Origin of the sequence: Aquimarina atlantica (assembly GCF_000626715.1) — a bacterium.
GTDB lineage: Bacteria > Bacteroidota > Bacteroidia > Flavobacteriales > Flavobacteriaceae > Aquimarina > Aquimarina atlantica.
Window position 1 is genome coordinate 312,740 of sequence record NZ_AQRA01000004.1, and the last position, 24,247, is coordinate 336,986.

The 24,247-nt window shown below is 33.4% G+C and carries 20 protein-coding genes; 16 read left to right on the forward strand and 4 right to left on the reverse strand.

Annotated features, from left to right (window positions below; all coding sequences use genetic code 11):
• Positions 1-140 precede the first annotated feature (140 nt).
• The 3 genes from ATO12_RS10340 to ATO12_RS10350 all read left to right on the forward strand — a co-directional run bounded on the left by ATO12_RS10340 (position 141) and on the right by ATO12_RS10350 (position 3,902).
• Complete coding sequence (locus ATO12_RS10340; RefSeq protein ID WP_034241660.1) at positions 141-1,613, forward strand: M28 family peptidase; 1,473 nt, start codon at positions 141-143, stop codon at positions 1,611-1,613.
• A gap of 258 nt (positions 1,614-1,871) precedes the next feature.
• On the forward strand, positions 1,872-2,234 hold the full coding sequence (locus ATO12_RS10345) for a hypothetical protein (protein WP_034241662.1): 363 nt from the start codon (positions 1,872-1,874) through the stop codon (positions 2,232-2,234).
• 192 nt (positions 2,235-2,426) lie between these two features.
• A complete protein-coding gene (locus ATO12_RS10350) occupies positions 2,427-3,902 on the forward strand; it encodes an SLC13 family permease (RefSeq protein ID WP_034241664.1) in 1,476 nt (491 codons plus the stop codon).
• A 7-nt stretch (positions 3,903-3,909) separates the two neighbouring features.
• On the opposite strand, the gene ATO12_RS10355 is transcribed toward ATO12_RS10350, so the two are convergent.
• Positions 3,910-4,146 carry a hypothetical protein gene (locus ATO12_RS10355; protein ID WP_034241666.1) on the reverse strand — a complete coding sequence of 79 codons (237 nt, stop codon included), beginning with the start codon at positions 4,144-4,146 and terminating at the stop codon, positions 3,910-3,912.
• A gap of 116 nt (positions 4,147-4,262) precedes the next feature.
• On the opposite strand from ATO12_RS10355, the gene ATO12_RS10360 reads away from it, so the two are divergent.
• Positions 4,263-5,036 carry an MBL fold metallo-hydrolase gene (locus tag ATO12_RS10360; protein WP_034241668.1) on the forward strand — a complete coding sequence of 258 codons (774 nt, stop codon included), beginning with the start codon at positions 4,263-4,265 and terminating at the stop codon, positions 5,034-5,036.
• Between the two features lie 19 nt (positions 5,037-5,055).
• Complete coding sequence (locus tag ATO12_RS10365) at positions 5,056-8,277, forward strand: VPS10 domain-containing protein (protein ID WP_034241670.1); 3,222 nt, start codon at positions 5,056-5,058, stop codon at positions 8,275-8,277.
• Between the two features lie 89 nt (positions 8,278-8,366).
• On the opposite strand, the gene ATO12_RS24790 is transcribed toward ATO12_RS10365, so the two are convergent.
• The 3 genes from ATO12_RS24790 to ATO12_RS10380 form a co-directional block, all read right to left on the reverse strand.
• A complete protein-coding gene (locus tag ATO12_RS24790; protein WP_081802029.1) occupies positions 8,367-10,463 on the reverse strand; it encodes a M12 family metallo-peptidase in 2,097 nt (698 codons plus the stop codon).
• A 206-nt stretch (positions 10,464-10,669) separates the two neighbouring features.
• A complete protein-coding gene (locus ATO12_RS10375; RefSeq protein WP_131248809.1) occupies positions 10,670-11,509 on the reverse strand; it encodes a DUF5694 domain-containing protein in 840 nt (279 codons plus the stop codon).
• Positions 11,510-11,557: 48 nt separating this feature from the next.
• Positions 11,558-12,859, reverse strand: coding sequence for a hypothetical protein (locus ATO12_RS10380; protein ID WP_034241673.1), 1,302 nt, complete (start codon positions 12,857-12,859; stop codon positions 11,558-11,560).
• A gap of 202 nt (positions 12,860-13,061) precedes the next feature.
• Between ATO12_RS10380 and ATO12_RS10385 the strand changes: the two genes are divergently transcribed.
• The 11 genes from ATO12_RS10385 to ATO12_RS24795 all read left to right on the forward strand — a co-directional run bounded on the left by ATO12_RS10385 (position 13,062) and on the right by ATO12_RS24795 (position 24,030).
• Positions 13,062-14,105 (forward strand): sensor histidine kinase, encoded by a 1,044-nt coding sequence (locus tag ATO12_RS10385; protein WP_081802030.1) that lies wholly within the window; start codon positions 13,062-13,064, stop codon positions 14,103-14,105.
• On the forward strand, positions 14,102-14,812 hold the full coding sequence (locus tag ATO12_RS10390) for a LytR/AlgR family response regulator transcription factor (RefSeq protein WP_034241675.1): 711 nt from the start codon (positions 14,102-14,104) through the stop codon (positions 14,810-14,812). The genes ATO12_RS10385 and ATO12_RS10390 overlap by 4 nt, the downstream gene beginning before the upstream one ends.
• A 116-nt stretch (positions 14,813-14,928) precedes the next feature.
• Positions 14,929-15,618, forward strand: coding sequence for a DUF2490 domain-containing protein (locus tag ATO12_RS10395; RefSeq protein WP_034241676.1), 690 nt, complete (start codon positions 14,929-14,931; stop codon positions 15,616-15,618).
• On the forward strand, positions 15,618-16,190 hold the full coding sequence (locus ATO12_RS10400; protein WP_034241678.1) for a cysteine hydrolase family protein: 573 nt from the start codon (positions 15,618-15,620) through the stop codon (positions 16,188-16,190). Before ATO12_RS10395 ends, ATO12_RS10400 begins: the two co-directional genes overlap by 1 nt.
• A gap of 464 nt (positions 16,191-16,654) precedes the next feature.
• A complete protein-coding gene (locus tag ATO12_RS10405) occupies positions 16,655-17,053 on the forward strand; it encodes a hypothetical protein (RefSeq protein WP_131248810.1) in 399 nt (132 codons plus the stop codon).
• A gap of 280 nt (positions 17,054-17,333) precedes the next feature.
• Entirely contained in the window at positions 17,334-17,972 is a 639-nt protein-coding gene (locus ATO12_RS10410; RefSeq protein WP_034241682.1) for a hypothetical protein, read from the forward strand.
• Positions 17,973-18,229: 257 nt separating this feature from the next.
• Positions 18,230-19,159 carry a hypothetical protein gene (locus ATO12_RS10415; RefSeq protein ID WP_034241684.1) on the forward strand — a complete coding sequence of 310 codons (930 nt, stop codon included), beginning with the start codon at positions 18,230-18,232 and terminating at the stop codon, positions 19,157-19,159.
• 100 nt (positions 19,160-19,259) lie between these two features.
• Positions 19,260-20,615 carry a hypothetical protein gene (locus tag ATO12_RS10420; protein ID WP_034241686.1) on the forward strand — a complete coding sequence of 452 codons (1,356 nt, stop codon included), beginning with the start codon at positions 19,260-19,262 and terminating at the stop codon, positions 20,613-20,615.
• Positions 20,616-20,953: 338 nt separating this feature from the next.
• Positions 20,954-21,205 (forward strand): type II toxin-antitoxin system ParD family antitoxin, encoded by a 252-nt coding sequence (locus ATO12_RS10425; protein ID WP_034241688.1) that lies wholly within the window; start codon positions 20,954-20,956, stop codon positions 21,203-21,205.
• A 339-nt stretch (positions 21,206-21,544) separates the two neighbouring features.
• The gene (locus ATO12_RS10430; protein WP_051575737.1) at positions 21,545-22,558 is read left to right on the forward strand and encodes a helix-turn-helix domain-containing protein; all 1,014 of its coding nucleotides are present in this window, start codon (positions 21,545-21,547) and stop codon (positions 22,556-22,558) included.
• A gap of 62 nt (positions 22,559-22,620) precedes the next feature.
• Positions 22,621-24,030, forward strand: a complete 1,410-nt coding sequence (locus tag ATO12_RS24795; protein WP_051575738.1) for a serine hydrolase domain-containing protein — start codon at positions 22,621-22,623, stop codon at positions 24,028-24,030.
• Positions 24,031-24,247: the final 217 nt, after the last annotated feature.

Genomic DNA, 24,247 nt, shown 5'->3' on the forward strand with positions numbered 1-24,247 from the left:
GTTTTTGAGAACTTTTATTAGAAAACAACTTCTTGTACTGTAACAAAGTACAAACAATTGTTATCTTTGAAAAGAAGGTAGCTGTGTTTAATTATACACTATACCATTAATTTGATCATACCATTATATCATTCTCACTCATGAAAAAATCTATTATACTCTCGTTACTTTTTCTTTTTACCATCTCTATTTCCGCACAGAATGATGTCGAAAAAGTAAAATCTACTGTTTCTAAAAGCGAAATTGAAGGGCATATTTATTTTCTGGCTTCAGATGAACTAAAAGGTAGGCAAACCGGAAGTCTCGAAAACAAAATTGCTGCACAATATCTTGCTAATATGCTACGAGGATATGGAGTACAGCCAATTCCCGAGACAACTAGTTATCTTCAAAATGTAGATCTAAAAAAAACATCTGGAGCTACAAAGACCGAGTTTAAGACAGGAGCTTTGGTTTTAAATAAAATAGCAGCTTTTATACCAAAAAATGCCAATTATAAAGGAAAAGCAGTGTTTTTAAATTATGGTCTCGAAGAAGATTATAATACTGTTGATGTAAAAGGTAAATATGTAATTACTATTATAGGGTCTAAGGAAAATAAAGAGATTAGACCAGCCTTTTCTAAAACTAGAGAAAAAATGAAGCTAGCCAAGCAAAAAGGTGCTCTTGGTATTATCGAAATCTGTAATGTTGATGATCGTTTGTGGACAAGAATAGAACATAATTTAAATGGTGAAAAGATGTCTATTGCTGATCATAACAAAAATGATTCTGATAACTTTTCTCATGTATGGATAAATGACAAAAAAGAAGATATTAGTAAACTATTTGCAACAAATAAAGAAATTGATATCGAATTTACTATCGAAGGAATCAAGAAAAGTACAGTTACTTCGCAAAATGTCGTTGGTTATGTAGAAGGTACAGATCCCAAACTTAAAAATGAATACATCATCTATTCTGCTCATTACGACCATGTAGGTATCGGTAAAGCTGTTGAAAATGATTCGATATACAATGGCGCCCGGGATAATGCTGTTGGTACAGTTACCGTACTTTCTGCAGCAGAAAACATTGCAAAATATCCAACCAAAAGATCAGCACTTTTTATCCTATTTACAGGAGAAGAAAAAGGACTATTAGGAAGCAAGTGGTATGTAGATCACCCGGTGATTCCTTTACGTCAAATGGTCTATTGCTTTAATAGTGATAATGGAGGTTATAATGATACAACACTGGCAACGATTATTGGTTTAAGCAGAACAACCGCGCAAAAAGATATTGAAGACGCCGCTACTACATTTGGACTAAAAGCCATTGATGATCCTGCTCCCCAACAAGGGTTATTTGATCGGTCTGATAATGTAAATTTTGCTGCAAAAGGGATTCCTGCACCTACTTTTAGTATGGGATTTACAGCTTTTGACGAAGAAATCACAAAATATTATCACCAGGTTACCGATAATCCAGACACTTTGGATTATGACTATTTATTTAAGTTTTTTCAATCGTATGTTTTAGCATGTAGAAACATTGCTAATAATGAAACAACTCCTTTTTGGGTAGAAGGAGATAAATATTATGAGGCTGGTAAAAAACTATATAAGAAATAAGAATAAAGTAATCACCATATTAAAACTGTAAATATTAGTTTAATAAGAATAAAAGATAGAAAAGCAAAATTTTAAGAGAAATTATCATTTTTTTAACATAATAATATCCTAAAAAAGGTATTTAAGCAGTAATTTTACAATACCCCTTTTTAAGATAATTGTTAAGCACTATACAAATACCTATGACAATACACGTAAACCCAACGTAATTGCATATTATTTAGTGATATAGTATGTAATTCGCAAAATCGTTAGATTATGAAAAATTACATACTCTCTTTTTTAGTATTTTTCTCTTTTTTAGTATTTCCAAATAGTAGTATTGAAGTTTCTTTATACGAATTCACTGTTGATCAAAGTCAAAACCCTCGTGATCGTAAACTTTCTGCTGAAGAAGTTAAAGAAAGAGGACTTGATCTTTTGGCAAATCAAATTGTCGAAAACATTGACGAAATTGATTTACGGAAAACTGCAAGATCTGCGATTTTCGAAACATCCTATGGGTTTAGATGGAAAATGGTTAATCTACATACCGGTAAAATAATTATCGTAAAAGTTGATAAAAACTTTCATCTTATTTCTGCACGAAATAGTGACAAGTCAAAAGTGATGATACCTTAACAAAACCTATTTACACCATACATCTTTTTTCTTTCTCCTATATCTCTTTATAAGAATTTGTAGAGAGCATCATAACTATTACCTTATAGTCCTGAAGTAATATTTCTATGCTTTGGGATAAAGATTTAATTCTTTTATCTATACTTTTATCAATCATTTACTAAACCTATGATTTCTTAACAATAGCGTCGCATGAATGTAAGTATTAAAAAAATAGGAGCCATATCTGGTCCTGCAATTTTTTTCCTTGTATTATTTTTTTTTCATCCCGAGGGTTTAAGTAAAGAAGCCAATGCGATACTGGCTAGTACACTATGGATTGCCATATGGTGGATTACCGAGGCCATTCCTATTGCAGCCACTTCACTGTTACCCATTGTTTTGTTTCCGTTATCTGGTGGTTTAGATATTAAAACAACAACTGCAGCATTTGGCAATCATAACATTTTTCTATACGCCGGGGGGTTTATATTGGCTATCGGGATAGAGCGATGGAATCTACATAAACGTATTGCACTAAGCATTATCAATATTATTGGTACCAATGTTAAAACCATGATTCTTGGTTTTATGATTGCTACTGCATTTTTATCGATGTGGATTTCTAATACAGCAACATCTGTAATGATGTTACCTATTGGTATTGCAATAATCACTCAACTTACCGATAACCCAAACACGATCGAAGATGAAAATAAAATCTTCGGAAAAGCACTAATGCTTGCCATAGCATATAGCGCATCTATTGGAGGAGTTGCTTCACTTATAGGAACTCCTACTAATCTTATTCTAGCTGGGATTGTTAAAGAAATCTATGGTTATGAGATCACATTTACCAATTGGATCGTCATAGGTTTGCCCATCTCATTAGTAATGTTATTCCTCTGTTGGCGTTATTTGGTTCAAATTGCATTTTCTTTTAAACAAAAAGAATTTCCAGGAGGGAAAAATGAGGTAAAAAGACAACTAAAAGAATTAGGTAAGATATCTTTTGAAGAAAAACTGGTACTCGCTGTATTTATATGTACCGCTTTTGCCTGGATCACAAGGTCATTTTTATTACAACCTATTTTTCCGGCTATAGACGATACTATAATTGCTATTACTGCAGCAATACTTCTTTTTCTTCTACCTAGTCGTGAAAAAGGGAAACCATTAATGAACTGGCAATCGGCAGTAAAGTTACCATGGGGTGTACTTTTACTTTTTGGTGGTGGTCTTGCTTTGGCAGCAGGTTTTAAAGCATCGGGATTAGCACTATGGATCGGTACGCAGATGACACTATTGCAAGGAGTTTATTTGATCACTCTTTTGGCCTTTATTGTTACTGCTGTAAATTTCTTAACCGAAATCACTTCAAATGTAGCTACAACCTCGATGTTATTACCAGTTTTGGCATCAATGGCGCTATCACTTGATGTACACCCATTTATTCTTATGGTAGGTGCAACAATTGCAGCATCATGTGCATTCATGCTTCCTGTAGCTACTCCACCTAACGCAGTGGTATTTGGTTCGGGTTATTTAACCATTCCCGATATGATGAAAAAAGGATTTTGGTTAAACATCATATCTATTATCTTAATTATAGCAATCACTTACTATCTCCTTCCCTATTTCTGGGATTTTGAACCATCCTCTTTTCCAAAGGAATTTAAAAAAATATAGTTGTCATTTATGATACAAGCATCTTTTTTAAAGTTTCGTAATCCTCCAAATATTCCCAGTATATAACTCTATCGTATGCATATTTTATCAAAATATACTTTTCGCTAATCGATAAAATTCTCTTAACCGCTACTATTTTTTTTGAAGCCTCTTCTACTTCTACTTCTTCTATAACTTCTCGATTTCGAGCATCAAAGCCATGAAGGATTGTATGATTCTTAAGTGTGAGTTCTATAAATTTCATTATAAATACGATTTTTAATCTTTTCAAATTTACCTCATTTTACCTTAACACGGCTTTAAGACTTTAGCGTATTCATTTTATTTACTTTAGGCTTTTCAAAACCAACCCATTAGAACGTGTTAAAAATATTCTTCTTTCTCTCTGGTTTTTTGTACAGTATTTCTTGTATTTCACAAGAAAATATAACACTTACTTATACAGGCAATATGGGGGTTCTTATATCGGATCATCAATCTTCTGTACTAATTGATGGTTTGCATAAAAAATATGGAGATGACTATTTATTTCCTTCGAAAGAAGTAGTGCATAAAATCAATACCAAATTTAAACCTAATGCCATTTTATTCACACACTACCATGGGGATCATTTTAGCGCATCGTTATCCCGGGAATATCTAGCCTTAAACAAAAAAGCTGTTCTTTTCGGAGCAAATCAAATTACGAAGAGTTTCTCTGATTATGAAGGCAGAGTATTTACGATTACCACAAAAGACTATACCAAACAAACTATAGACATTGGTAAAGTAAAGGTTACCGGGCTTAAAATAAATCATGCTGGCAAAAGGCATGTTGCTGTACAAAATGTAGGATACATCATTAAAATAAACAATAAGAATTTTCTACATGTAGGAGATACTAACTGGTTAGAAGAAATAGACTTATTTAATACGTTACAATTACAAGATGCTGGTATCGATGTTGCTATTTTGCCCTATTGGATGCTTTTACAAGATGATGCATCAATATTGATCAAAAAATATATTAACCCAAAAAAGGTAATCGCTACTCATATTTCACCCAAAATAAAAAAGAAAGAGCTTTTAGATTTAAAAAACAGATATCCCGACATATATTTTCTCACGGCATTAGAACAACAAATACAACTATAATTAATTCACAACCAAAAAAATGAAAAAACGAATATTTTTACTGTTACTACTAGGTGTGATTTCTACCTTATCTGCTCAGAAATTCACCATGGATCTTATTAAAGATAATACTCCGCGTAATATAGGTCCTGGGGGAATGAGTGGTCGTGTCACTGCTATAGATGTAGTAACTACCAATCCAGATATCATATATGCAGGAACTGCTTCTGGTGGACTCTGGAAATCTACTTCTGGAGGAATCAAATGGGCTCCTATTTTTAATAATGAAGTTACTGCTTCTATTGGTGCCGTGGCAATCCAACAATCAAATCCATCGGTAATCTGGGTAGGTACGGGAGAAGGAAACCCTAGAAATAGCCTTAATGGTGGATATGGTATCTATAGATCTCTGGATGGTGGTAAAAACTGGAAACTTATGGGGTTAGAAAAAACCCGTCACATACACAAAGTAATCATTGATCCTACTGATCCTGATATTGTTTATGTTGCTGCAATCGGATCTCCCTGGGGAGAACATCCAGAAAGAGGAGTTTTTAAAACTACCGATGGCGGTGCTACCTGGACCAAAATTCTATTCAATAATAATAAAACCGGAGCTGCAGACCTTGTTATGGATCCTACAAATCCCAACAAGTTAATAGTTGCTATGTGGGAGCATAAGCGTGATCCCTGGTTTTTTAATTCTGGAGGAGAAGGTTCTGGTCTTTATATCACACATGATGGAGGAAAAAATTGGGAAGAACGTACCGATAAAGATGGGCTTCCAAAAGGTAATTTAGGTAGAATAGGATTAGCAATAGCAGCTAATAAACCTAATATTGTCTATGCATTGGTCGAAGCCAAAAAGAATGCACTATACAAATCAACAGATGGAGGATTTAAATGGAAAAAAATTAACGATAAAAAAGATATTGGTAATCGTCCTTTTTATTACTCTGATATATTTGTAGATCCACAAAATGAGAATCGAGTATATTCTGTATTTACCTATGTAAATGTTTCTGAAGATGGTGGTAAAAACTTTACACAATTGATGCCTGCTTATGGTGTTGATAATGGAGTACACCCCGATCATCATGCATGGTGGATCCACCCTAATGATGGGAGTTATATGATCGACGGTAATGATGGGGGGCTAAACATCACACGTGATGGAGGTAAATCCTGGCGTTTTATAGGAAATCTTCCTGTCGCACAATTTTATCATATTAATGTAGACAATGAATTTCCTTATAATGTATACGGAGGTATGCAGGATAATGGTAGCTGGAGAGGCCCAGCCTATGTATGGAAAGCGCAAGGAATCAGAAACTCATACTGGCAAGAAATATCGTTTGGTGATGGGTTTGATGTTGTACCCGATAAAGATGACTCCAGATATGGATGGACCATGAGCCAGCAAGGATATGTAAGCCGCTATGATTGGATGACGGGTAATAACTATACGGTGCGCCCTACTCACCCTGACCCTAAAGTAAAATTACGTTTTAACTGGAATGCAGCGATCAATATTGATCCATTCGATAATAATACAGTCTATTTCGGAAGTCAGTTTGTGCACAAGAGTACAGATAAGGGACTTACCTGGAAAATAATATCTCCCGATCTTTCGACAAACGATCCCGAAAAACTAAAACAAGCAGAAAGTGGTGGGTTAACTATGGATGCTACAGGTGCAGAAAATCACTGTACTGTTTTGGTGGTCGAGCCTTCGCCACTAGAGCAAAATATGCTTTGGGTAGCTACAGATGACGGACGAGTACATATTACTCAAAACGGAGGAGCGAACTGGACTGATGTATCGGGTAATATAAAAGAATTACCAAAAGGAAGTTGGATTGTACAAATCAAGGCTTCAAACAAAAAGAAAGGAGAAGCTCTTTTGGTCGCTAATGATTACAGAAGATTTAACTATACACCATATGCATTTAGGACTACTGATTATGGTAAGACCTGGAAACGTATTGTTGATCAAAATGACGTAAAAAGCTACACACTTAGTATTGTTGAAGATCCTATAGAAAAAAACCTGTTATTCCTGGGTACAGATGATGGATTATACATTTCTCTTAATGCAGGGAACAATTGGACAAAATGGACCAAAGGTTTTCCTACCGTATCTGTCAAAGATTTAGTAATACAACCCAGAGAACATGATTTGGTTATTGGTACTTTTGGTAGAGCTGCCTGGGTATTAGACGATATACGACCGCTACGAGCTTTGGCAAAAAACAGTACTATTTTAAGCCAAAAATTACATCTTTTTGATCCCCCAACAGCTTATCAGGCCGCATATCAGCAACCTACAGGTAGTCGTTTTGGAGGAGATGCCTTATATAATGGTGAAAATCGTGATTATGGAGCTCTTATTTCATATTATATTAAAGTAGAAGAAAAGAAAAAAGAAGAGCCAGGCAAAGAAGAAGATAAAAAGGAAGGTGACGAAGATAAGGCTGATAATGAAGAAGAGGAAGCTAAGGTAAAGTGGGATTCTATTCATCTTAAAATCTATGATGGCGATCGTTTGATCAGAACTTTAAAAGAAAAGACCCCAGATTCTACAGGATTTCATAAAACAAAATGGTTTATGAATGAAAAGGGGGTTGATCGACCTTCGCGAAAAATCCAAAAGCAAGATAAAGAACCTGGTGGTGTTAGTGTAAAACCTGGTACATATAAACTTGTACTAGAATATGGTGATCAAAAATCTGAGGCCATGATAGAAGTTAAGTCTGATCCTAGATTGAAAATATCCCAGAAGAATATTAACGAGATTTATACAGCTTCAAAAAACATGGAAAAAATGAGGCAGTCTGCTGCAGATGCTGTAAAGCAACTTGTAGAAAGTAAAGATATAGCTTCGAAATACCAGAAAGAGCTTAAAAAATTAGATAAAAAGAAATATAAAGATCAGATTAAATTATCTAAAGATATTTCTAAAAAAATCGATAGTGTAATTGCTATCTATCTTGGTAAGGAAGATAAACGCCAGGGAATCACTCGTAATCCAGAAGTAACTGTGATGCAACGTATGGGTACGGCAGGATGGTATGTGGGTAGCCGTCAAAACGGACTAACTTCTACAGAGAACACCTTGATGAAACAAGCTAAAGATGCGTTACAAGATGCGCTGGTAAAGACTAACGAATTTTTTATAAACGATTGGAAACCCTACCGTGAAGCTATTGAGAAGCTAGATGCCTCTCCTTTTAAAGAAATAAAGAATTTTACTTTAGAATAAACTAATCTATATATTATGTAATAATAAAAAAAGGCTGCCCGTATGGGCAGCCTTTAATTAGGGCCAATTTTTTATTATTATTTAAAAAATTATTTCACAAAAATCTTTTGAGTAAGTGTTTTACTATCGGTAGTGATTTGTACAAAATAGATACCGGTAGATAACTTACTAATATCTACAGTTTTTCTCACTATATTTCCTTCTGGAGGCATTTTAAAATCTATGATCTCTAATGTTCTTCCGTTTATATCTTTGATATTAATCTGAGAAGAAGATTTTGCATTACTAATTTCAAGATTTAAAAGATTTTTTGCCGGGTTAGGGAATGCTTTTAATTGCAATCCTCCTGCTGGTCCATCTCCTTTGAAAGCAGAACTAAATGATCCTCCACAAGCACCAAGGTTTCTCCATCCTGTAGCGGTTCTTTCATACAGATACCCATTATACGTTACACGGTCACCCACATTGTATACAGTACCAGAAGAATATGGTGCCACTCCTGCACAAGGATCAGTTGTTGTAGTACATGGGCCTAAATTAACCCATCCTGTAGCAGTTCTTTCATAAAGGTTTCCATTATAGGTTACCCGATCACCAACATTATAGTTAACATTTGGAGACCAAGGCGCTACACCATCACAATTACCACCGCCACTACTACAATTTCCTGAAGAATTATAGGTAGTTTGACCACAAGCAATGGTAAAGTTATCTACGGTATCTCCTCCCGAAGCTTTTTTGGCTTGCCATGTACTACCTACTGTAGTATTTGCATTATACGAACCTCCTGCATTAGCAGATCCTTGTAAAGAATTGTTTTGGAAATACTCTAAGGTACAATCTGTATTATTGGTAAAAGTTACCGATATAGCATCTCCTGTATTACATCCGCCACCGTCACAAGATTGTAAACAACTTGATCCTGCAATATAATTACGGATTACATTTGCTGGCTGTGGTCCAAATCCTTTGTTGAAATTTACTCCAACACTGGTTTGCGGGCAATAACTCATGATAGTTCCTCCTCCAGCAGGATTTCCTGGTAAGGCACAGTTTCCTTCTGTTCGACCGGCACAACCATCTATTGCAGTATTATTACCGTTCCATACACATGCATGTGTATGTCGTGACCCTACATTGTGTCCTACCTCATGAGATATTAAGAATACATCAAAAGAATAGGTAGGTATATTTTGATAACTACCATTAATACCAGAGACTGCTGCTTTTCTAGATGAGTTACACAGGGTTCCGATTCCTCCTGCTAGTCCTCCTCCAAAACTATAATTTACCATATGCGCTAAATCTCCATTAAGACCATTTTGGTTTTTATAACTGATATAGCTATCCAGACTGTTATTGCTAAATGGCTGATTAGAAGTCCAGGCTTTGGTACCCGATAATTTAAGAGAAATCTGATCATTAGCATATAGCGCTGCTACCTGATTAAATACAGCTTCGATATAATTAGAAGCTGCCTGAGCGCCTCCCTTATCATTTACAATATCTGTACATATGTCAAAGAATATTTTCACACACTTTGCAGCAGCTTTGCTTTGTGGGTTATCCGCCAATTCTTCAATAGTGTATCCTCCTTTTTCGATATCATCTTCTACCTGGCAAGAAAAATCATATAAATAACTTACTTCCTTATCCTTATAAAGAATATGGTTCTTACTGTTATTCACGGGTCCTACTACCATATTACCATCCTGGCCATCGATACTAATAAAACCAGATACCTTATCTTCATAAAAACTTAGAGCTACCAGTGAGTTAGACTGGCCTTTTACTATACCACGATAGTGCGCTATATTATCACGAGAAAGTACCTTGCCCGAAGGCATATCTACGGCAGAAAAATCATCTGTTCTAATACTCACTTTAACAAGGTCGAGCGACATTGCTGATTTCTTCCCCGGAATACTTAAGTTCATCGTATTCGGGAAATTACCTTGTAAAGATTTCATTTTACTCTGATCTAATGAAAGCAACACATAATCCTTAAGTTCTTTCGGAATCTGTACATTGCTTTTTTTAGTAATTGCTGTAAAAATTTGAGTAGTTTCAAAACTTGAGCCCGAGGTTTTTTGTTGGGCTACAAGTTCACTGGGTTTTTGTGGTTGAGTTTGTGCAACGCTCATTACCGTAAAAAAGGCAATAGCGATTGTTAATATACGTTTCATTGTTTTGGTTTTAAGTTTTGAACCTTTACGTAGTTATGATTCTGGCCCCATAAACCATCCTCAGCAAAAATTCAAAATAGTTTGTGTGTCACTAAGTTACAAACTTAAAGCCATCCCAAAAAGGTTACCAGGTATTATTTACAAATTGTACTACTATGTTATATTTTATACCTTCTTTACTTATGGTAAACCCATTGCAAAGTATATTATTCTTTAAAATGTAGTAATGTATTAATATCATAATACTCCCAATCTGCTCTATCTTTAATAAGGTCAACCAGGATATCTTTATGCCCAGCACCATAAACTACCAAAATTCTATCATTAGGAGTAACAATTCTATTGAGATTAGTAAAGATTTTTAAATTTCTAAAGTACCATTTTGCAACCACATCGGCACCAATATAATTATCTCCTTTACCAAAAGAAACCAGGTGTTTTAGGTAAAACTTTTGATTGTAATTTTTATCAAAATCTTCAGAATTGGCAAACCTTACAATATCTAAAACAGAGCCTTTGGATATAGATTCTACATCTTTTTTCATACTACTAATCAGCCCTTTAAACTCGGCTAATTGTACCTGTTGATTATTTTGCTCTGCATAGGCAATAACAGGAGCTGTATCAAATTCTGTATGAGTATCTATAGGATACAATTTATCATGCCCCATTTGTTTTGCCAAGGGGTAAGATATCTGGACAGTTTCGCTAGACAACCTCCACTTATCCTTTTTACTTATTTCTTTTTCTAATACTCCATTTAGATACTTGGTATAATAAGTCTGGCTCCATAAGGTATCTCCTAATGACGATTCTATAGCAATCTTGGTAGGTTTAAACTTAGCAATCAAACCAATGAGTTCTTTTAATTCTGCCTGTCTTTTATCAGAATGAATATTACCCAAATCCATATTTACTTCATCGGCTCCCGGGTTATGTAAATGCATCATTCCTAAAACACTAATAACAGGTTTTTGATCCTGAGCCTTACAGGATAGACATAAAGTAAATACAGTAATTAAAATTGAAATAAGGTTACGCATCATAGTATTATTTTAAAATTATTGAATAAGTGTGTTGAACTCTAGTGTATATTAGTTTTTATTTGGGGTTACTCTTTTGTCGATAGGTAGAATGAGTTGATAATCATACCCATCAATCAGACTCTTTATCTTATGGTAATCACCGTTTACTGGTAGTGCTATTCGTCCTTCGTGGATATCCTTACGTATAGCTTCTAAATCAATGATAGTCCACTGATCCCGTTTTGCCAGGGTCATAAAATCTTGTAGACGTTTATAGTATGAAGCATATTTTTCTAAGTAATCTAATTCTTCTCCTTTTTCAGTAGTATAAAAACGGTGCCATGTATTTATGATAGTGGCTTTGCTCCCTTGTTTTTCTGCAAGTTGAGTAACCAGATCTCCCAGATCATAACAACCATTGGTTAAAATTTTTGAAGCATGCAGGTTTCCGAATTTCAGAAATACTTTAGGGTTTGACTCTGTTTGTAATGCTTTATTATAATGTGTTAAGAAGTTATTACGCATATAACTTATTCGATCTGCGTGTGAATCTTCTCGCCAACGGTTATAAATATCCCAGCTAATTTCTAAATCTTCAACTATCTTTTTGGTGTCCTCATTTCCGCGAAAGCGACTTAAGTATTGTTGCACAGCAGGTTCTTTTTGAATTTCCTCAAAAAGCTTGATTTCTGCGCCGGGCACATTATCTTTTGCATACCAGGAGGCAATGATTTTAGAGGCTTCTTCTTTTTCTGATGTAATAGTGGCATAGTCTGGAGCATCGGTAACAAAAGTGAGCAGTTCATCCATAAAATATAATGTAGATGAAAAGTACTCCTGATCAAGCCCCCAGATGTTCATATTACGCTCGCGAATTGCCTGAAGAAAATAAGCATCTTCGAGACCATCGAAGAAAGGGATCGGAATCTCATGATCTTCTTCGAGAGCATATTGCGTGGTAAACTGCTTAAGATGCTCTACTGTAGCCGATGGCGGTGTAGAAAGTTCAACTAGTTTTTTTGCCGAGTACGGCCCTACTTCAAAAGCGGTGTTATTAAATCCGGCCTCATGTAACATGGGGATAAGTCTTGTAATCAATTGCGAAGTAGCTTTTGATCCGTGGCGTTCTCCAAACATCACAAACTGTGATTTAGAAATAATACGCTCTAACATTGCACGACCTTCTCCTACAATAGCGGTATCTGTAACTGTAAAATATGCTGTCTTTGTAGCAATATACGACGCATCTATAACAGCTGCCGGACTTGTTTTCTCTTCTTTGATCGCAACAGTATCTACATCTACTGGTTGTTCTTTACAAGAGAAACATAGTAATACGATTATAATAGTAAGGGTGATAAGTGATTTCATTGTTTATTGATTTTAAAGCAAAAAAAGACGATACTGGCATAACAGATCACGGGTTTACACTTCTCTGGATATCTACCGGACAAAAGAGGGATAACGGCACTATTTGATATTTGGTTGTATAGTTTACCGGTTTTGTATAAAGAAAAAGGCCATTGTAACCAGAAACGTATAGATTACATATTCAAAATATTATTTTTGAACCATGATTGTATTTAAATCCCGTTGGAGATATCACGCATTGCTTGGCATGTTAATCATTATAATGGATATGTATGGTGACTATATCTACAAGCAAAAAGCAAATTGGACAGACTATTTTGAGTATCCCATATTCTTATTCGGCATTACGATGTATATTACTTTTTTTAGCATTTATGTGATTAATTATAAAATATTATGCCCACTTATGCTTTCGCGAAAACGTATTATACAATACTGCCTTGGCGTAATTATATTAGTGTTTCTATATGCAGGTATTCGATATTTGTTAGAAGAAGTGATACTCTACTCTATTACCGGGTTGCATAATTACGGAGATAATTTTCGCCACTTTGGGTATTATGTATTCGACAACTCCTATTATGCATCAAAAAGTTTGCTGTTTAGTACGGCCATATACCTTTTCTTTCGATTTGTTGATCATAAAGAAGCCATTCATCAATTAAAAATCGAAAATAAAAAGGCCGAGTTAAGGTTGCTTAAATCTCAATTGGGGCCACATTTTCTTTTTAATACGCTTAACAGTTTTTACTCAGAATTACTTATAGAAAGTCAGCCCAAAATTGCTGCAGATATTCATAGGCTTTCAGATTTATTGCGATTTGTGACTTATGAGACCCAACAGGATAAAATACCATTGAAAAAGGATCTTAAGTTTATTGCAGATTATATTTACTTTTTTCAAAAACGTTATGAAGATAATCTGGCAGTAGATTACCAGGTAAATGGCAATGTAACAGATCAGGAAATACCTGCCATGTTATTGATTCATTTTATCGAGAATGTTTTTAAGCACGGGATTGTTAATGATACCTCTGCCAGGGCAAATATTACGATTACCATTCATCCTAATGCTATTGAAATTAGTACCAAAAACAAAATTGCTACTTCAGAAAAATATGTAGCCCAGGGAATAGGGTATGCAAGTATTCATAAGAGGTTAACTGCTCTTTTTAAAAATGATTTCATATTATCCCGTAAAGAAGAAAAGTCTTATTTTGAAGCCTATTTAAAAATACCATTATGAATACATCATTACGTTGTCTTATTGTAGATGATGAACCGCCTGCGATACGTTTGTTAGAAAATTATCTCGAAAAAGTATCTTTTTTAGAGTGTATTGCCACTACCACAAAAGCTCTCGAAGCGCTAAAACACATCGAAAGTGATGCTATTGATTTAGTTTTTCTGGATATCCAGATGCCGGATTTATCTGGTATTCAATTATCAAAAATTATCAAAGATAAAGTACAGATTATTTTTACTACGGCCTATCCGCAATTTGCTATAGAAGGATATGACCTAAATGCTGTGGATTATTTATTAAAACCTTTCGAGTTTGATCGTTTTTATCAAGCGGTTCTTAAGGTGAAACAAAAAGAAGAGTTTTCTCATCCTGCTACCACTACAAAAGAATACGTATTTATCAAGACAGATGGTAAAAACAATTATGAAAAAGTATATCTAGATGATATCCTGTATATAGAAGGCTTAAAAAACTATGTTGCTATTCATTTGCTGCACAAACAGATTATTACCTATAGTACTTTAAAACATATAGAAAGCACCCTCCCTTCTACTACTTTTATTAAGGTTCATAAATCATATATTGTTTCGATCAACCACATTATGAAGACAGATTCTCTTCATGTCTATATTCATGATAAAACATTACCCATAAGTGATACTTATCGCAAAGCTTTTTTTGAAATGATTAGCAAAAGAAAGTTGTAAGGAATATTATTTTATTGAACTCATTTTAAATTTGTGTCAGTTTTCACATTAAATTAGATTTTCAACAGGATTACTTTATTAATTTTGGGAAAAATTCAAAAAACGTATTCTACATTATGAACACAAAGACTTTATTTCTCTTTCTATTAGTATTTGCAACATTTAATTTTTCTAATGCCCAGGACAATGGCGAAAATGAATTAGGGGCCTGGTACATGTATTTCGGGACAAATCGCGTAAGTGATAAACTTAGTATTCATTCTGAAGCGCAGTTTCGATTTTATGAAGTTGCTTCAAGTTTTAATCAATTACTACTAAGAACGGGGTTAAACTACCATATCAGTGATAAAGCAATAGCTACTTTGGGATACGGATTTATTAGCACTGATGGTACATTTGAAGATACTCCTGGCGAAGAAAACACAAATGAACATCGAATCTTCGAACAGTTTATTTTGAAGAATACTGTAGGCAAATTTAAATTCGAACATCGATACCGCCTAGAGCAACGATTTATAAGTACACAGAATGATGATTTTACCGAACATAGAGCACGATATCGTTTACAACTCACCTACCCAATTAATCAAAAATGGTTTCTAAATGTCTATGACGAAGTATTTATTAATCTACAAGAACCTATTTTTGGTCAAAACAGATTATATGGTGCTGTAGGGTATAATGTAAAATCTAATTTTAGCATACAACTGGGGTATCTCAAAAATCATTTTACCGGTGTTAATTATGATCGATTACAGCTTGGTGTGATCTATAATACTGACTTTAGAAAAAAAGAAAAAAACTAATGCACATTTCAAAAGATAATACTCCGGCGTTAGTACTAATCGATATTCAAAAAGGGTTTGAAGATATCGCTTATTGGGGTGGAGAACGCAATAATCCCGATGCCGAGACTAATATGCAAAAGCTCCTGGTATTTTGGAGAACGTATGATCTTCCTGTATTTCATATCAAGCACTGCTCTACTACACCTGCTTCTCCCCTGGCCAAAGGTAATGTGGGTAATGATTTTATGGATTTTAATACTCCGCTAGCACATGAACCCATTATCGAAAAAGATGTGAATAGTGCTTTTATAGGAACCGATCTTAAAGAGCAATTAGAGCACAAGAATATAGATACACTGGTTATTATAGGATTAACTACAGATCATTGTGTATCTACCACAACCAGAATGGCTGGTAATTTTGGATTTAACACCTATTTAATAGAAGATGCTGTTGCTACTTTTAATAAGATAGGGGCTAACGGGCAAGAATATAGTGCACAATTAATACATGATACGGCCATAGCAAGTCTAAAAGATGAATTTGCTACCATTGTATCTACAGAAACACTTCTTAATGCTCTAAGTTAAGTCAAAAACCTGGGTGATGTCTAAACACAATTACGAAAATAAGCTCGCAATACTACAGGCAATCCCGTCTGCAAACATTAAGATTGTCCCGATAGCGCGGATTTACAATCCGTGAAACATCCCAAAATATCAAAACACTTGTTATTATAACTGTTTTTTTATTATAGTACATTTATAATAATTTCAATTATAGATACAATTGTTTTAAATTTATTTTGGAGTTTAGAAACACGGATTGCAAATCCGTGTTATCAGGTTCTTCCTTGGAATAAGAGTCTAAAACCAATTAATCAATACTCCATTACACGCAACGTTGTATATCAATGTAACAAATGAAAAATATCATATTAACTATATTATCAATTCTAACTTTTGTTTTTATACATGCACAATCAGATTCATCTAGCACTAAATTGATTCAAATATCGAATGCTAAATATGCTGTTTATAAGTACGATGCGACATTGAAAGTAAATATTTTGACCTATCAATACTCTGACTTATGGGATTTAGATAATGATAAAAAAAAGGACAGTATCATATTTATAAGTAATGGTGGAGCTCATGCTTTCTATCACCTAGAAATATGGCTTTCATCATCTAATACTAAAACAAAATTTCAAAAACTATATACCGATTTCCCTTATCCCGAATGTATCAAAAGTGTAGATGAAATAGAAACTTATCTTCCTCATCTAGTTATACGAGACTTTGATTCAGACGGAATAGATGAATTATTTCTGAACGTGAACCATAATTTAGCACCAACTTTAGACGAACTAAAGGAAATGGGACTATCGACAAAACAGGTTTTAATAGACTACAAATTAGGTAAGTTAACTGTTACTGATTTCAAAAAATAAACGAAATACAACAATAGACCTGATGACGTATTTGTGCTTTAAATCCGCATCATCGAGTCATGTGATTTTTATTAAGTACAACCTGGTGAATTTAACATATATAATGATAATATATATTTTTAATCAAAGTAAAATGATTGATGTATAGTTATCTATACTATTTTTATTTTTGAAATTTGGTGATATCTTTATTGTATAATACATGATACATACAAATATTTACAAACGAGTATATGTGTACTATTACGTATATAACGTTGTTGTACTGCATTAAAAAACTATGAATAAAAAAATACTCTTTCTATTTCTCCTACCAATATTATCCTTTTCACAAATACAGCAGGAATTCTATGTCGATGATGTAGAAATAGTTGAACATTTAACAGTTAATTTCTGTGTTGATAATGATGGAAAGACAAGTAGTGTCACCATAATTCCAAACAGAACTACTTATAAAAACCAAGAAAATATAGACAAAGTTGTAGCTTATCGAAAAAGTATTGAATACTACCCTGATAGTAAACTAAGAAACAATTGTTATGACTATACATTTATCTTTGTAAACAATAAATACAATAAAAAAGAACTTAATACAACAGAATGTACAAAATGTAATGTTTTCAAAAGGGGAAAATATAAATATGGAAATATCAATTATCCAGATGTTATTATTAAGAGGCGAAAAAACATTCAAATTGAGAAGGATAAAGACTCCAAATCTAAATACAGAATTGAGTGGATATCTCCTTGTGAATATAACCTGACTTACACAATGGTGAGTGAAAAGAAACATAAGTATCTACTAGGAGAAACTATTAATGTCAAGATTATTGATATTTTGGATAACGGCAACTATGTCTATCATTCAAATTTACTTGATAGAACAATTACAACTGGAGTAATCAAAAAAGTAAATTAAAAACGCAGTACAACAACATATATGTGACCATAGCAGCTAAGTGATTAATCGAATGGTCTTTGTGTTTTTAATAAGTCGCAAAGCTTACCCAAAAGATAAGTTAGCAATCACTGCATAGGAGAATCAAAAAGTAAGGTAACTTTTTGTACTGCTACAACACATATATTAAACGTTATGAGAAATATTTAACAAGTTTCACGGAAAATAGGGTAATTAAATATCAAATATATGTACATATTTGTATAAAATATGATAACATGGTAACAGCCATAATAACAAAAGAAGAAATTAGTAGGGCAAATGTATCTAAAGCCTACAAGGAATCAATACTGAATGCATATGAGTATGCTCAAGAAGATGAAGAAGGTTACTTTTTTGATGCCGCCTGTAAAGTATTCAGGTATATATTAGAATTAACAGATGAACTTCCCAAAGAAAAACTGAATGGAATAATTTATGACGATCTGATAGATGATTCTGCTTCTTGGTCTGAAATAGATACACGCATTGTAAAAGTGATTGTTCAACATGTAAGTAAAAATGAAGATGAAGAATATCCTGACTTCTTTGAGCTATCTTCATGGCTTTTTGACAGATTAGAAAACGTTAATACAGATGACTTTGCTTCAAAAATATTAAATATTCTGCAGGAGAAAGGGCTTGTTGAATCGGAAAGAGACATGATTTTGAGTTTAGTTGTAGCACATTCTGTGATACTAATTCGAAATGAACAAACCACTAGTTTTGGAAAAATTGCATTGTCTTATATTGACGAAATTCTTGCATTAGTAAAGAAAGAGGAAGAAAGTGAAGCCATATATCAAATCTATTTGCTTCTCAAAAAAGAAAAACCTGAACAATTTAAGAATCGGTTTGAAGCACTTTTGGAAGATATGATACAATCAGGAACCAATGGGCGTTACTATGCAATAATGGCTACTGAACAAGATGATCCTGAAAGAGCATTAGAATATGCTAAAGAAGAAAGCATAGATAAATATATAAGTACAGCTTATAGAGTTTGTTTTTATGCCAAAGGCAATGCGAAAGAGAAGTACAAAAAGCTTTTATTTGCTCTTTACAAGGAACATGGAATGAATACTGAACGCTCAAAACGTGTCTTGCAAATCTGGGGAAAAGAAGATAGGCTAACAATACTTGAACAGCTTAAAGCAAATAGAAAGTAAGCCAACATCTCATAACACTATTTAAAAATCCATTGAAACACATTTTACATTAAACGTTGGGTACAATTATTATAGAAAATATCTAGTTAAAAAAACACAAATGCAACCTTTAGCAAAGATTATTACACTTTTATTAGTGTCTTCGTTATTATTCTTAGCCTCATGCTCTGAGAAAGATGAATCAAATCCTGAGGAAATGGAACCAGTTGATAAGGAATTTGTAATCTATTCCGATGAAAACTACCCTACTATACCCAGTGGTGAAATTCCAATTTCAGATCAAAGGTTTGTAGGAGGAGCCAATGCAAGTGATACCAACGATGGCTTAGAAAGCACTCCTTGGGCCACTTTTGACAAGGCACTACAAGAACTAGCTGCCTCAGATACTTGGTACTGCTTAAATATAGCATCTGACATTACTGTCGACTCTTTTATCGATACTAAATTTTATGGGTCCGGTCCTGGAACATCGTCACAATTTGCATACATTAGGAGTGATCCTGCTTTGTCGACTCCTGCAACGTTAACCTTAAATGCTAGAGTAGAAATAGATGGACAACAAAATTGGCTTTGGTATGGTTTTAAAATGACTGGTACCCAAGGGATCAATATTGGGGAGGATCTTCCAACCAATCACCATACTATACGGAATATTGAAGGAAAAATGACGGGTACAGGTGGTGATAATCATGGTTTTTTTCAGGCCGTCAATTACAATGCTAACTACTTTGGAGTGTTTAATTCTAATTTTACAGGTCCAGGAACAACGAGTGATGGTGTCCACGGCAATACAGCTGCAATCATTGCGTTTCGCGTTACACATTTGCGAATCGAAAATAATAGGATAACAAATGCCCCAAGACCTCTTTATTACAAACATTCTAATCAACCAAATAATGGTCCAGCCGACATTCACATTCGGTATAACTATCAGCCGGAAACAGCAACTGGCGAGTCTTGTTTTTTTGCCGGAAGGGTTGAAGGAGGAATATTTGAAATTACCGACAATATTTTTGGAAGCAGTGTAGAAATATCCAACGGAGGCGGTTCCGAACAGCCTGATGGGCACTTCATCTCACACAACACTTTTTTGACAGATTTAAAAATCCAAAATGGAAACGATCCAGTTGTCAATGCTACCATTAAAAATAATGTGATTGTCGGTAATCTTGAATTACTTCGGTATAAAACGAATACGAATACCAACACTACGGATTATCAACTATACGGAGGAAATATTTACTATCAATCCGAAGTATACACACTTGAGCAATGGAAAGCCCAATCTGTTCCAGGTAATCAAGATATGAATTCAATAGCCGGAATACCTCAATTTTCAGATCCCCTTATGAATCCTGAAGATTATGAATTACAGATGGATTCGCCGGGGAAAGGTAGAGCAAGCGATGGAAAGGATATTGGAGCCCAAACGGATTATGTGGGAAACAAATTGTAAAACTCAAAAACCTGATAGTTATTAACAATGGTTAAAAAATCATAGCTACCCTTAAGGACAGCAACGCTTTTTAGCCGGAACGTTGGCTTTAATTATGAAAAACTCGATAGCGCGGATTTGTAATCCGTAAAACATACTAAAATATTAAAATAGTCACTTATAATGTGACTGTTTTTTTGTTATCATACATTCACAATAATCCAACTATTGATACGATCTTCTTAAATTTATTTTGAAGTTTTAAAAACACGGATTACAAATCCGCTTTTCGAGTCTGGCAATCAGCAGATTTGTGCTTTTTACCAATTTTTGGTATTTTTGAAATAAATAATGCTAAAATGAGTAAAAATACATCAATATCACTCGGAAATTATTTTGACCAATTCATTCAAAACCAAATATCGACAGGGCGTTATAAAAACGTAAGTGAAGTGGTACGTGCTGGACTTCGACTCTTAGAAAATGAAGAAAGTAAGGTAATTGCTTTACGAAATGCAATACAAGAAGGACTTAATAGTCCATTAGTCGAAGATTTTGACTTTGACGAAAACTTAAAAAGATTAAAAGCCGAGAAAAGAAAAAATGGCTAAAGTTATCTTAAGACAAGAAGCCATAGATGACTTGAATAGCTAGAAACCTTCTTGGATTTAAGTCAGAAAACATATAATATTCTATCAAATACTTTCGGCATAAAGAATTGAAGTGATCAGAATACTTCATGAGCGAGTGGACTTAAAAAACAAAATGACCTAATAAAAATCATTATCAGAGCATGAATTTATAATCTATTTTTCTAATTTATGAATACTGATTTACTCCTTCATTACACGAATATTCTACTAATTTTTACATCACTATTTTTCGCATTCTTCTTACTCTATCTAAAATCAAAGAATAAAATAGGTAATATTTTTCTAGCTTTTTTTTTAATGGTGAGAACTGTTGATATATTTCCTTCTACTTTTGTTTTTTTAAAATTAACACCAGTTCTTGATATTTTAAGGATGGATATTGGAGCATTTTTTCAAGCTCCGTTACTTTTCTTATTTACTTTATCAGTAATCTATTCCGATTTTAAACTCTCATCAAAACATCTTATAGCATTACTTCCATTTATTGTTAGTACAGCAGTATTACTTCCAAATTTTTATTTGGCAAATGAAAGTGAACAGCTTTTATTCTATAAAAATTATACACATACATTAGAAGGTAAATTATCCTATACCTTAGCACATCTTCAAAATTTATTTTACATCATAATTACTTTTGTTTTACTTGCTAGATATAAAAAACTAGTATTCGAAAACTATTCTAAAAGTACAAACACAAATTATAAATGGTTGTTTCAAATGAATATGATGTGTTTGCTTTTATTCATTTTTGCACTCGTAAAAAACATATATCGCTTTGGGGATCATTTTGGTTTTATCTCTATTTTAAGACTCTCTACTTCTTTAATAATGCTGGGCTTTACTTGTTGGCTAATTTTTAAAGCATTAAATGCCCCTAAATTATTTAGAGGAATTTCTTCAAACTTACAATTGGCATCTATATTAAAAACAGAAAAAATTAATCCTGAAATAGACGTCTGGAATAGTCAAAAAGCAAAACTTAAAGAGTTTATGTCAGAAAAAGAACCTTATTTAGATTCAGATTTAACCATTAAGAGTTTGGCCAACCAAATGCAAATGGAAGAAAGAGATCTTTCGATTTTAATAAATACGCAATTGAATTTGAACTTTTATGAATTTATAAATACGTATAGAATAAATAAAGCAAAAAAAATATTAGAAGACACATCACAATCAAAACTTACAATACTCGAAATTTTATACCAAGTAGGATATAACTCTAAATCTTCATTTAATACCGCTTTTAAAAAAGCAACAGGAATTACACCTACCGTGTACAGAAAAAAGTTTCAAAAAAAAGAGTTCGAATAAATTATTCGGTCGTATAACTCAGTTTTATAGTTGTTTTTTGAGGTAAAAATATTTTTACAATTATGAAACCTTACAAATTAATTATTCTAATTACGCTATGCCTTTTTTCTCTACCCTGCAGTTCTCAAAGCAAAAAAATAGAAAAAGAACAAAGCCTAAAAATTAAAATAAGTGGTAAAAAAATTGCCGAGATTTTGTCATTTTTTCCTGCTGATGAACCAGGAGGAACTTTTCTTGTAACGCAAAATGGAAAACACATCGCTTCGGCAGCACTTGGAAAGAGCAACCTTGAATTAGATGTAGATATGCAATTAAATAATGTCTTCAATATTGCATCTGTTACTAAACCATTCACCGCAGTAGCAATCTTTACATTAATAGAAAAAGGAAAAATTTCTTTACATAATAAAGTCTCGAAATTTGTACCCAACTTTCCAAAAGAGGGAAAAGATATTACTATTGGGCATTTGTTATCTCATAGTTCGGGTATGGAATATAAGAACGATCAAAAGCAACGTAATGACTTTAAAAGAGCAATTAAAAATAGAAATGAAAATGACTCTAATTTTATTCTTGAATATTTCAAAAAAGAAAAGTTTGATGCAAGACCAGGAAATAAATTTGATTATAACAATGTAGCCTATCAATTACTGGGATACATTATCGAACTTGTTAGTAATAAAACCTATGAAGCATATCTAAAAGAGGTTTTCTTTACTCGGCTAAAAATGAACAATACTTTTTTAGAAAGCTCTACCAAAGTCATAAAAAATAGAGCAATTGGATACGATTCGTTTAACCAAAATGATTATCAAATTAGAAAAATAGACAGTGATGATTCTTATTTTTACTCAGCAGGTGGACTTATGTCGACAGTTAAAGATTTATCAATTTGGTATGAAGCTCTAATGAATTACAAAATAATAAGTAAACATAATGTAGAAAAACTAATTACGCCTGTTAAATACAATGATGGTACCTATGCCGGAAATGGATATGGCGTATTTACAGGGAGCTTAAATGGACATAATTTTATACTACACGATGGTTTAGGTTGGGGTTACGGTTCAATAGTATTGTATTTTCCAGAATCAAAACTTTTTATTGCGCATTTAAGAAATTGTGGGTATTGTAAATATGATGTTGGATTATCATATAGCGCACCAATCAGAATCGCGTCAATGTTACTAAATTCCGAATATTTTAATAAGAATTATCCAAACAAAACACTCTTAAGAGAATATGCCGGGACATATCACTCATCCCCTTCTAAAAAGGTCAAAATTATAGTAGAAAAAGAAGGCAAACTATACTTAGAAAGCAAAAGATTCGGATTATTACCATTAATGCCAATTAACCAGAATACTTTTTTCATTGAGAGAAATAATGAAACTATAACTTTTAAAAAACAAGCAAAGAATGAGTTTGAAATGATTTCTAACAAGGGTTTCCCAATCGTATTTAAAAAATAACGAAAGGATAACTCAATAGCTTGGATTTGCAACCTAATGGCAAGTATTTGCAATCCGTGAAACATACTAAAATATCAAAACAGTCACTTATAATGTGACTGTTTTTTGTTAGAATACATTCACAATAATCCAATTATAGATACGATTGGTTTAAATTTATTTTGAAGTTTTAGAAACACGGATTACAAGTCTGCGTCATCGAGTTTAATAAAAATAC